Source organism: Alcanivorax sp. HI0044, assembly GCF_001634945.1.
In genome coordinates this window covers 1-11169 of the sequence record NZ_LWEZ01001230.1, presented here as the reverse complement: position 1 = coordinate 11169, position 11169 = coordinate 1, and the positions used below count along the sequence as shown (strand labels likewise).

Annotated in this window: 8 protein-coding genes, 2 tRNA genes and 1 pseudogene; 4 read left to right on the top strand and 7 right to left on the bottom strand. The window is 59.7% G+C overall.

Annotated features, from left to right (window positions below; translation table 11 throughout):
- From A3730_RS17415 to A3730_RS17385, 7 genes and pseudogenes are all read right to left on the bottom strand, one after another.
- A pseudogene (locus tag A3730_RS17415) lies at positions 1–186 on the bottom strand (long-chain-acyl-CoA synthetase); the annotation flags it as partial.
- Between the two features lie 235 nt (positions 187–421).
- Positions 422–2380, bottom strand: coding sequence for an acetyl/propionyl/methylcrotonyl-CoA carboxylase subunit alpha (locus A3730_RS17410; protein ID WP_063538559.1), 1959 nt, complete (start codon positions 2378–2380; stop codon positions 422–424).
- Positions 2381–2504: 124 nt separating this feature from the next.
- Positions 2505–3317, bottom strand: a complete 813-nt coding sequence (locus tag A3730_RS17405) for an enoyl-CoA hydratase/isomerase family protein (RefSeq protein WP_063519687.1) — start codon at positions 3315–3317, stop codon at positions 2505–2507.
- 148 nt (positions 3318–3465) lie between these two features.
- Positions 3466–4623 (bottom strand): acyl-CoA dehydrogenase family protein, encoded by a 1158-nt coding sequence (locus A3730_RS17400; RefSeq protein WP_063519686.1) that lies wholly within the window; start codon positions 4621–4623, stop codon positions 3466–3468.
- Positions 4624–4805: 182 nt separating this feature from the next.
- Positions 4806–6416, bottom strand: a complete 1611-nt coding sequence (locus A3730_RS17395) for an acyl-CoA carboxylase subunit beta (protein ID WP_063519685.1) — start codon at positions 6414–6416, stop codon at positions 4806–4808.
- Complete coding sequence (locus A3730_RS17390) at positions 6416–7285, bottom strand: SDR family oxidoreductase (RefSeq protein WP_063519684.1); 870 nt, start codon at positions 7283–7285, stop codon at positions 6416–6418. Before A3730_RS17390 ends, A3730_RS17395 begins: the two co-directional genes overlap by 1 nt.
- Before the next feature lie 109 nt (positions 7286–7394).
- Positions 7395–9197 (bottom strand): acyclic terpene utilization AtuA family protein, encoded by a 1803-nt coding sequence (locus A3730_RS17385; protein WP_063538557.1) that lies wholly within the window; start codon positions 9195–9197, stop codon positions 7395–7397.
- A 372-nt stretch (positions 9198–9569) separates the two neighbouring features.
- Here A3730_RS17385 and A3730_RS17380 point away from each other — a divergent pair, with 372 nt between their 5' ends.
- From A3730_RS17380 to A3730_RS17365, 4 genes are all read left to right on the top strand, one after another.
- Positions 9570–10166, top strand: coding sequence for a TetR/AcrR family transcriptional regulator (locus A3730_RS17380; protein WP_063520824.1), 597 nt, complete (start codon positions 9570–9572; stop codon positions 10164–10166).
- On the top strand, positions 10163–10351 hold the full coding sequence (locus tag A3730_RS17375; RefSeq protein ID WP_063520823.1) for a hypothetical protein: 189 nt from the start codon (positions 10163–10165) through the stop codon (positions 10349–10351). The genes A3730_RS17380 and A3730_RS17375 overlap by 4 nt, the downstream gene beginning before the upstream one ends.
- 174 nt (positions 10352–10525) lie before the next feature.
- A tRNA-Val gene (locus A3730_RS17370) sits at positions 10526–10601 on the top strand.
- A gap of 36 nt (positions 10602–10637) precedes the next feature.
- Positions 10638–10714: transfer RNA gene (locus A3730_RS17365), tRNA-Asp, on the top strand.
- Positions 10715–11169: the final 455 nt, after the last annotated feature.

Here is an 11169-nt window from a genome sequence, read left to right as displayed (position 1 = left end):
GACCACGGCAGCGCCATTCGGGTTCATGCTGGTGGCGCGCTCGATAGCAACGCCCAGCCCCAATGGCTTGCTGGTGTCAGTGATTTTCGCCATCTTCGAGCCCTTGATCAGGCCGGGAAGATTGGTGATTACCTCTGGAACCTTGGACAGAAGCTTGGGCAACGTGATGATGTCGGCGTTGCTCATAGGATCTCCATTGTCTGTGTTCTTGGAAGGCCCGGAAAAGCCCGTAGCCCAGTGTTGGCAAGCGGGCGCTTACCTTAACCGTAGCACCAGGGCAGGGCAAGCACCCTGCCCGGTGGCAGTGCCCGGGGAAATCGGAGGGGGCCGTTTTGGCCCGATCTGCCCGGCGCGGATTATTGGATCACAGCGGAGTGTCCTTCTCCGTGGGAAAATTGTCACTGACCGAATGTGACGGGGGTTACTCCGCTGCATCCGGGGTGACAGTAACCAGCAATTGCTGGCGTTTTACCTGGCTGCCCACGCTGAGATCCAGTACTTCAATGGTGCCGTCGCAGTCTGCTTTGAGGCTGTGTTCCATTTTCATGGCTTCCATCACCACCAGAACCTGCCCTTTGCTGACGGTATCGCCGGCTTTGACGTTCACATCGATGACGGCGCCGTCCATGGGGGCACGGATCAGGCCGGAACCGGCCTGGTCACTGCTGCCGGCAGCGGTGTGGGTAGCATCACTGAAGCAGGCTGTGTGGCCTTGACTCTGCAGCCAGTATTGATTGCCATGCTGGATCACGCTGGCGGTCACTTCCACGCCGTTCACGTCTACGCGATCGCCGCTCAGCGGCGTCAGCGTGAGGGTGTCGGAGGTGTTCTCAAAAGTGATGGTGACCTGGTTGCCCAGATAGCGGATGTACAGCGTCTGTTTATGTTCACCGCTGCGTAACGCCACCGGTTGGGCTCCTAGCGTACTGGAGTGCCAGCCTCGCAGGGTGTCATTGGGTGTTTCGCGTCGACAGTGATGCAAAGCGGCCAGTGCCCACAGGGTGTTGTCAGGGGCGTCGCCGGCCAGGCTGCTGTCGTCGGCAAAGTCTTCGCCGATAAAGGCGGTGGTGGCATCGCCACTGGCGAATACCGGGTGGGCCAGGATCGCTGCCAGAAACCGGCGGTTGTCGTTTACGCCCATCAGGGTGGTGTCCTGCACGGCACGAATCAGCCGGCGGCGTGCATCTTCGCGGCTGTCGCCCACGGCGATGATCTTGGCCAGCATGGGGTCGTAATGGCTGCCAATCTCGGCGCCTTCCACCAGACCGTGATCGATGCGAATTCCGTCACCACTGGCCGGTTGCCAGCGCAATACCGGGCCGGTTTGCGGCATGTAGTTCTGCGCCGGGTCTTCGGCATAGAGACGGACTTCCATGGCATGGCCGGTGAGCTGTACCTGGTCCTGGGTCAGCGGCAGGGCTTCGCCTCTAGCGACCTTGATTTGCCAGGCGACCAGATCCAGACCGGTGACCAGCTCGGTGACCGGATGCTCTACCTGCAGGCGGGTGTTCATTTCCAGGAAGAAAAAGTCACCTTCCGGCGCCAGCAGAAATTCCACCGTGCCGGCCCCCACATATTGGCAGGCCCTGGCCGCCTGTACGGCGGCCTCGCCCATGCGCTGGCGCAGGGATTCGTTCACTGCCGGGGAGGGCGCTTCTTCTACCACTTTCTGGTGGCGACGTTGCACTGAGCAGTCGCGCTCGCCCAGATGGATCACGTTACCGTGGCGATCACCGAATACCTGGATTTCCACATGCCGGGGCTGCAGGACAGCGCGTTCCAGTATCAGCTCGTCACTGCCGAACGCGTTTTTCGCTTCCTGGCGGGCACTTTTCAGCTGAGCGCTGATATCACTGGCGTCGGTAACCACGCGCATGCCCCGGCCACCACCGCCGGCGCTGGCCTTGATCATCAACGGCAGGCCGATGCGCTCTGCTTCCTGCTGTAGGCGCTCATCACTTTGCTCTTCACCCTGATAGCCGGGGATACACGGCACGCCAGCGTTCTGCATGGCGATCTTGGAAAGCCGTTTGGAACCCATCAGTTGAATGGCGTCTTCATCAGGGCCGATAAAAGTGATGCCCGCCTCTTTGCATGCCTTGGAGAAGGCGGCGTTCTCGGACAGGAAGCCGTAACCGGGATGTACCGCATCGGCGCCGGTTTGTTGGCAGGCGGCGAGCAGGGCGTCCATGTTCAGGTAGGAGGCGCTGGCCAGGGCTGGGCCGATGCAGACGGCTTCGTCAGCCAGTTGCACATGACGGGCACCGGCATCCGGCTCGGAATAGACTGCCACGGTCCGGTAGCCCAGGGATTGGGCGGTGGCGATGACCCGGCAGGCAATCTCGCCACGGTTGGCAATCAGGATTTTTTCAAAGCTCATTGTGATTCCTTACCGGTGTTCCGGTTGAAAATGCTTTCCTGTAGGAGCTTGCTTGCAAGCGAACCATCGGTGACGGATCTGCCACATCGGTTCGCCTGCAAGCAGCCTCCTACGGTGTATCGGCTCAGCTTGGGGAGTTCCAGGACGCCGGGCGTTTTTGTACGAACGCCATGGTGCCTTCCTGGCCTTCTTCGCTGTTCACGGCGGCGGCGAAGTCGGTGGCAGCCTGGTCCAACAAGGTGTTCATGGGAATGTGGCCCACGTTCAGCACCAGCTCCTTGGTAACCCGGTTAGCATGGGGCGCGCAGCGACGCACCGCCTTCAGGGTGTTTTCCAGGGCGGTATCCAGGGCGTCGCTGTTGTCAGCAACCTCATGCACGATACCCAGCCGCAGGGCTTCGTTCCCTTTGAAGCGTATGCCAGTCAACGCCAGGCGGCGGGCCTGGGTCAGGCCGATACGCTCTACCACAAAGGGGGCAATTTGTGCGGGGATTACGCCCAGCCCGGTTTCCGGCAGGCCGAAAGTGGCGTCTTCGCTGGCGATGGCCACGTCAGAAATACACGCCAAGCCAAAGCCGCCGCCAAGGACAGCCCCTTCCAGCACGGTGATCATTACCTGTGGCTGACGGTTGGCTGCGGTGATCATTTCCCCGAAGCGGCGGTTCAATGTCTGGAAGGCATTATCGTCGCCGCCGGCGGCCTGCTGTCGCGCCCCGGCCATATCCTTGATGTCGCCACCGGCACAGAAATGACCGTCGGCGCCGCGCAGAACGATGGCGCGAATGGTTGTATCGCCGGCCACGCTTTCAAACACCGCCATCAATTCGTTCACCATGGTCAAGCTCATGGCATTGCGGCTTTCGGGCCGGTTTAGCGTGATATGCAGAACCGGGCCGTCCTGGTTAAGGGTGATTGTTTCGGTTTGCGGTAGGCTCATTGGTTTGTCCTTCGAAAATACGGGCCTGACGCTGAACGCCAGATGCTTGACGCGAAAAAATCAAAACACACAATTTGTCCGGCATCCGGCATCCGGCATCCGGCATCCGGCATCCGGCATCCGGCATCCGGCATCCGGCATCCGGCATCTAGCGTTTCTTGCCCGGCAGAATGTCCATGGTCTTGCAGATAATGCCCAGCATGACTTCGTCGGCGCCGCCGCCGATGGAGCCCAGGCGACCATCGCGGTAGAGCTGGCCGGCGGGGTTTTCCCACATGAAGCCATTGCCGCCCCAGTACTGCAGGCAGCTGTCGGCCACTTCGCGGCTCAGGCGGCCCACTTTCAGTTTGGCCATGGAGGCCAGCTGCAGGACGTCCTTGCCGTTCACATACAGTTCGCAGGCCTGGTAGGTGAGGGCGCGTAGCGCTTCCACTTCGGTCTGCAGCTCGGCCAGGCGGAAATGCACGCTCTGGTTATCGATCAGCGACATGCCGAATACCTTGCGGTCCTTGGCGTAGGCGATGGTTTCATCAATCACATGTTCCATACCCTTGAGGCTGTTGGCGGCGGCAAACAAACGCTCTTCCTGGAACTGCATCATCTGCATCATGAAGCCCATGCCTTCCTGACCGATCAGGTTGCGCTGGGGCACGCGCACGTTATCGAAGAACACCTGGGCGGTTTCCGAAGAGCGCATGCCCAGCTTGTTCAGGGGCTTGTCCACGGTGATGCCGGCCGCATCCCTGGGCACCACGATCAGGGATTTATTGACGTGGGGTTTGGCGTCGGAGGTGTTGGCCAACAGACAGAAAAAATCGGCGCTGGGGGAGTTGGTGATCCACATCTTGGTGCCGTTGATCACGTAGTCGTCGCCATCTTTCACCGCGGTGGTTTTCACCGCTGCCACATCGGAACCTGCATGGGGTTCGGAAACCGCAATGGAGGCGACCATGTCGCCGGCGATGGCGGGGGCCAGGTAGTCACGACGCAGTTCATCGGAGCCGAAGCGGGCGATGGCTGGGGTGGCCATGTCGGTTTGTACACCCACAGCCAACGGCACGCCGCCACAATGGACGCGGCCCATTTCTTCGCTCATAACCATGCCGTAGGAGTAGTCTAGCCCCATGCCGCCAAACTCTTCCGGCTTGGTGACCCCGAGCAGACCCAGATCGCCCATTTTCTTGAACACTTCGTGAATGGGGAAACGGCCAGCGTCTTCCCATTCACGCACATGGGGGTTCAGTTCCTTGTCGACAAAATTACGGACGGTACGGCGAAGTTCTTCGTGTTCCTGAGTGAATTGCATGGGAGGCTCCCTGTGTTTGTTTGGCTCGGTTTATCGAGCGCTGCTATGTCTGTATTTGTCAGTTATTCAGGTGTTTGAGTTGAAAGTTGATAGTGGACAGTTGACAGCTAAACCCCAGTTCGGAGGCGCTGTGCTGTCCGTTGTTTCGCTGTCAACTTTTAATTGGCCACTGTCAATTACGTTTAAAGTCTCGCCACCCCGAATGAATTCGGGTGTAGCTGGCGTTGTTCTGCGTCATCGCAGATATCCAGGGCGTAGGCCACCACCTGGCGTGTGTCGCGGGGGTCGATAATGCCGTCGTCCCACAAGCGCGCCGTGCCGTAGAGTGCTGTGGACTGGCTGTCGAGTTTCTGGGCGGTGGTCTGTTGCAGCATGTCGAGCACTTTGGGGTCCGGTTCGATACCGTTGGCCCGCTGTTTTCCCTCGGCCACGATGCGCAGCACCATGCCGGCCTGCTGGCCACCCATGACGGCGACTTTGGAATTGGGCCAGGCAAAGATGAAGCGCGGGTCCAGGCCGCGCCCGCACATGGCGTAATTACCGGCGCCGTAGGAGCCGCCCACCACGATGGAGATTTTGGGCACCCGCGCGTTGGCTACCGCCTGCAGCATTTTCGAGCCGTTCTTGATGACGCCGTTCTGTTCTGCGTCGGTACCGACCATGAAACCGGTGGTGTTGTGAAGAAACAGTAACGGCCGACGGGTCTGGTCGCACAGCTGGATAAACTGAGCCGCCTTGGCGGCGCCGCGTGGCGTAATCGGGCCATTATTGCCAATGATGCCCACGGGCTTGCCTTCGATGGTGCTCCAGCCACAGACGGTGGCACTGTCCCACTCATTCTTGAAGTCCAGAAAGTCAGAACCATCAACGATGCGGGCGATGATTTCGCGCACGTCGTAGGGTTTCTTGGCGTCAGCGGGGACCACGCCGAGCAGTTCTTCCGGCGGAAATTTTGGTTCTTCATGCTCGGGCGAATCAGCTGCCGCCCGGCGCCAGCCCAGTAGTTTCACCAGATCTCGAGCCTGGCTGATACCGTCTGCATCGGATTGCGCCAGGTACTCGGCGGTGCCGGCGGTACCTGCATGCATTTCGGCGCCGCCCAGCTCTTCGTCGGTGGCGATTTCCCCGGTGGCGGCTTTCAGTAGCGGCGGGCCGGCCAGAAACATCTTGGCGCGTTCGCGAACCACCACGACGTAATCGGACAGGCCCGGCTGGTAGGCGCCGCCGGCGGTGGCGTTGCCGTGAACCACGGTGATTTGCGGAATGCCTGCGGCGGACAGGCGTGCCTGGTTGGCAAAGGTGCGCGCGCCATCCACGAACACTTCTGCGGCGTAGTTCAGGTTGGCACCGCCGGATTCCACCAGGCTGACCACCGGCAGTTTGTTTTCCAGGGCGATGCGCTGCAGGCGCAGGGTCTTGTGCAGGCCGGAGGGGGAAATAGTGCCGCCCTTGATGGCCGAGTTGGAGGCGGTGACCAGGCAGCGGACACCGGACACATAACCAATGCCGGCAATGGTGCTGCCGCCGGCTTCGGTGCCGTCCTTGTCGTCGTGCATCTTATAGCCGGCCAGATTCATCAGACTCAGAAACGGGGAGCCTGCATCCAGCAGCCGGGAGATACGTTCGTGGGGAAGCAGCTGGCCGCGCTTTTCAAACTTGGCGCGTTTGCTTTCCGCGGTATCCACGACGGCCTGTTCGATGGCACGGAATTCCTCCACGGCCGCGAGCAAGGCCTCGCGGTTCTGGCGGTATTCTTCGCTGTTGGGGTCAAGTGCGCTGTCGAGAGTCGCCATTAGAGATCCTTGAACACGTCCGGGGTGGTGGCACGGTGGAAGCCATCGAACGGCTTGCTCTTGTCGTGGGCGGGCAGCGGGAAGATCGCCACATTGCCCTGGCTGGCGGCGCCATCAATGCGCAGGGTGTCGCCACTGATAAAGGCGGCCGCGTCGCTGAGCAGGAAGCAGATTGCGCCGGACACTTCCGATTCATTGCCCATGCGTTGTAGCGGTACGGCGGCGCGCAGGGTTTTCAGAGTTTGCTTGAAGCCTTCCGGGTAGGTGTCCATGCCGCTGGACATGATCCAGCCCGGGGCCACTGCGTTGACGCGCACACCGCAACTGCCCCATTCGTAGGCCGAGGTCTGGGTGAAGTTGACCATGCCCGCGCGAGCCGCGCCGGAGTGGCCCATGCCCGGCATGCCCCCCCACATGTCGGCAACGATGTTGACGATGGCACCGCCGTTTTTGTTCATGCCCTGCAGGAACACTTCCCGGGCCATCAGAAAGCCGCCGGTCAGGTTGGTGCGTACCACGGTTTCCCAGCCTTTCTGGCTGATCAAGGCGAGCGGGGAAGGGAATTGGCCGCCGGCGTTGTTGACCAGCCCATGGACAACCTCGACCGCCTTGTAGACATCGGCCACGGTGGCTTTCACCGCTTCTTCATCGCGGATGTCGCAAGCGAATCCCAGAGCCTGGCCGCCGTCTTCGGCAATTTCTGCAGCCACCGCATCAAGTTTTTCCTGCTTGCGGCCGATGAGCACAACACGGGCGCCCAGTGCTGCCAGCTCATGGGCGGTACAGCGGCCGATGCCGGAGCCGCCGCCGGTGACAATGATATTCTGGCCGGCGAACAGGTTTTCTTTAAAGACGGAACGGTATGACATGTTTTAGTCCTTGGTTTGTCCTTCTTTGTGGGAAGCGATGCTTGCATCGCGAATAGCGCTCGGTCGTGGTGGGCGTCGATTCGTCATGCAAGCATGACTTCCCACAAAATTATTCATTTTCTGTGAGTGTTTTGGCGATTTCGTTGCTTACTTTTACAGGCATATCCAGTAGCTGCTGGGCAAAGGCCTTGCCTTGCGGGTCAATGCGCAGCGAAGCGATGCCGCCGCCGCCCAGGGAGTTTTTCAACAGAAAGTTGAAGGCATTCATGCCGGGCATGGACCAGCGGTGCACGCTGCCTGCGTCCGGGTCCAGCACGTGCTGCATGTATGTGGCCACACTTTGCTCGGTCAGCGCCGCATTCAGGTAAGGCAAATATTCCGCCTTGCGAGCGATGACGCCGATGTTGGCATGATTGCCCTTGTCGCCACTGCGAGCCCAGGCCAGTTTGACCAGGGGCACTGTGGTGTCGGTGTCAGTATCGTCGTTGGCGGTGCCGTAGTCCGTGTCCTGGGGCAGGGCGCTGGCATCAAAGACCTGACCGGTGGGGATGTCGACGGATTGCGTGTTGCCATCCAGGTCCACAGTGGCGGTTACTGCGCTTTTTTCTACCAGGGTAGAAAACAGGCGGATGCGCGGGAAGGGTTTGGGGCGGCCGCCGACCAGGCCGGAAAGGCCCGGCGCCATGCCGGTGGCGGCCTGCGCGATTTCCCGGGCAAACAGGCCCAGCGCTTTCTTGTCATCGTGCAGGGCGGCGATTTTGACCACCACTTCACGGGTGTCCGCGCGGCGGGCATTAGCGCCATAGGTACTTTCGCTGCCGAGCACTTCCACACTGGTGTCGCGGAACGGGGCCATGCCGAGCTGCTGAAAGAGACCGGCCACTTTTTTGAGTATGGCGTCGGCGACTACCTGGCCTTTGGCGGGTGCATCGATGCCCCCCATCAAAAAGGAGGCGGTAATCCGGTTGCCGTCCGGGTAGGTGGCGGAGACTTTATAGCTGTCCGTGGGGGGCAGGCCCCGGGCGCCGGAGACGCTGACTCGATGCTCGCCGACCTGTTCCAGTGTCACCTGGGTAAAATCGCACACCACGTCCGGCAGCAAATAGGCTCGGGGGTCGCCAATTTCGTACACGATCTGCTCGCCCACGGTGGCGCAGGTGACCAAACCACCGGTGTTGTCAGGCTTGGTGATCACAAAGTGGCCATCCGCATGGCATTCGGCCACCGGGAAACCCATCTTGTGGAAGTCCGGCACGTCGCGCCAGTCGGTGAAGTTGCCGCCGGTGCATTGGGCGCCGCATTCGATCACGTGCCCGGCCAGCGACCCCTGGGCCAGCTTGTCGTAATCCTCGGCGGACCAGTCGAACTCATGCATCAGCGGGCCCAGCACCACAGCGGAGTCGGCAATGCGCCCGGTGAGTACGATGTCTGCGCCGGCATCCAGTGCCGCTTTGATGGGCAGGGCGCCCAGGTAGGCGTTCATGGTGACCGTCATGGGGGGCAGGGGGGCGCCGCTGTCCAGTTCGGTTACATCGGCAAAATCGTTGCGGCGTGTATTCAGGTCGTCCCCTTCTACCAGGGCGATCTTCATTTCCACGCCGGCGGCCGTAAACGCTTTTTGCAGGGCATCGCGGCAGGCACGGGGGTTCACGCCCCCGGCGTTGCTAATCACCTTGATGTTTTTCGCCTTGATGTCCTTGGCGAGAGGGGCCATCACATTGGTGACAAAGTCATGGGCATAGCCGGCGTTGGGGTCTTTCATCCGCGCCCCGGCCATGATCGACAGGGTGACTTCGGCCAGGTAGTCGAACACCAGGTAGTCCAGCTTGGTCTGGTGAACCAACTGGAAGGCAGCACTGTTGGTATCGCCCCAGAATCCGGCGGCACAGCCGATGCGAACAGGCTCTGACATGGTGGCTCCATTTGCGTGTGAATTCATGGTCTCGTAAGCTACCAAGCAAGCGCTTGGTTTGTAAAGGGCCTGGAGGGTCGACGGCGCATTTATTCGAATGCCGCTGTAGGAGCTTGCTTGCAAGCGAACCGTGCGTCAGCACAGCCTCAATCGAGGCATATCTCCGGGCTTGACGTCGGAGCAATCTGGCATTCCAGATTTCTTGGACGTTTTTTTGAAAGCATGAAAGGAAACGTCACCGATTTCCTCGCTTGGGCTCGGTTCGCTTGCAAGCAAGCTCCTACAGTTTTATCGGAGCAGGGTGGTGGCGCTGCCCTTGCAGCTTGCAGACCGGAGTCGGGATAATGCCCCTATACAAAAAAGAGGATAGCAATGGCTGAGTCACTGGCAATTAATGGAATCGATGATTCTCCCCGCGGGCGTCTGCTCAGTGCCGCGGCTCACCTGTTTCGGGATAAGGGGTTCGACCGCACCACGGTCCGTGATATTGCGGCGTCGGTGGGAATTCAAAGCGGTTCCATCTTTCATCACTTCAAGACCAAGGAGGATATCCTCTATGCGGTGATGGAGGAGGTGATTCACTTCAATACCGAGCGGCTGCGTCAGGCGGTGGCGGCCCATGCGACCGGAAAGGACAAGTTGCGGGCACTGATTCGGGCGGAGCTGCAATCCATTGTGGGAGATACGGCCGAGGCGATGACCGTGATGGTCACCGAATGGCGCTGTCTGAGTGCAGACAAGCAGGCTCGAGCGCTCAAATTACGCGGTATTTATGAGCAGCTGTGGCTGGATGTATTGTCGGAATTGCACGATCAGGGCGAATTCACCACGGACCCTTTCATTATGCGTCGCCTGCTGACGGGGATGACTGGCTGGGCCCCAAACTGGTTTGACCGTGAAGGGTCGCTGAGCCTGGATGACCTGGCCGATATCATGCTGGCCCGGGTCATTGGTGAGTCCGCACCATGATTGGTAATGCCATAGCCTGGGGGGAAACCGGTTACTCCATCATCGAGGAGGGCGAGCTGAACCGACAGACCTGGGCGCTGGATGTGCATCATTATCTGATTGCCAGGCCGAATGGGCAGTCTCTGCCGGGAAAATTCACTCTGGAAGAGGCAAAAGCGAGAATTGAGGCGCTGGAGGCAGGGTAGATCGTCTGTGGTGCTCTGCATGGATCGGTGCCATTTTCGCCGGTTTTGTGGCTGTTTTGTCCAAGTTTTAGGCGTATCGCCCATTTTCTAGGCAAACGAACGGCTTTCTGAAAAAAAGCCGTTGACACCCCCGGCCCAATCCCTAAAATGGCGCCCACTTCGCAGCGCGAACAAGGGTGATTAGCTCAGCTGGGAGAGCATCTGCCTTACAAGCAGAGGGTCGGCGGTTCGATCCCGTCATCACCCACCATATTTAGCAAGTGAAAGAATTCCGAAAGGGATAAGTGGAGCGGTAGTTCAGTTGGTTAGAATACCGGCCTGTCACGCCGGGGGTCGCGGGTTCGAGTCCCGTCCGCTCCGCCACTATTCAGCAAGAAAGGCTCTCCTTCGGGAGGGCCTTTTTTGTGTGTGAAAAACGCTGAAAACGGCACGCTTGATGCCAAATGCCTGATGTTTGACGCAAAACGGTCGCTGTTCCTGCGTTGTTAGTTCTTGCCTTTGTCCTTGCGTGCTCCCGGTTTTTCTTTGTCAGGCATCCTGCGTCAGGCATCTGGCGTTACCTTTCATGAACTTGTCACTTTCTTTCTGTCTAATTTCACGGACAACATGTGAAACGATAGAAGGAAAAAGACAATGGATGATTATCTGGAAGAGCGTCTGGAAGAAAAGCTGCTGATGGAAAGCCTGGAAGAGTGGCTGGAAGATGATGATTGGGCAGATGACGGCGAGGAGTTGTAATCCTTCGCCGTTCTCTGCCCCTCTTTGGTTGCCCCTCCGTCCATCCCGCCTCATTTCTGTCTGCCTTTTCTGCCGCAACG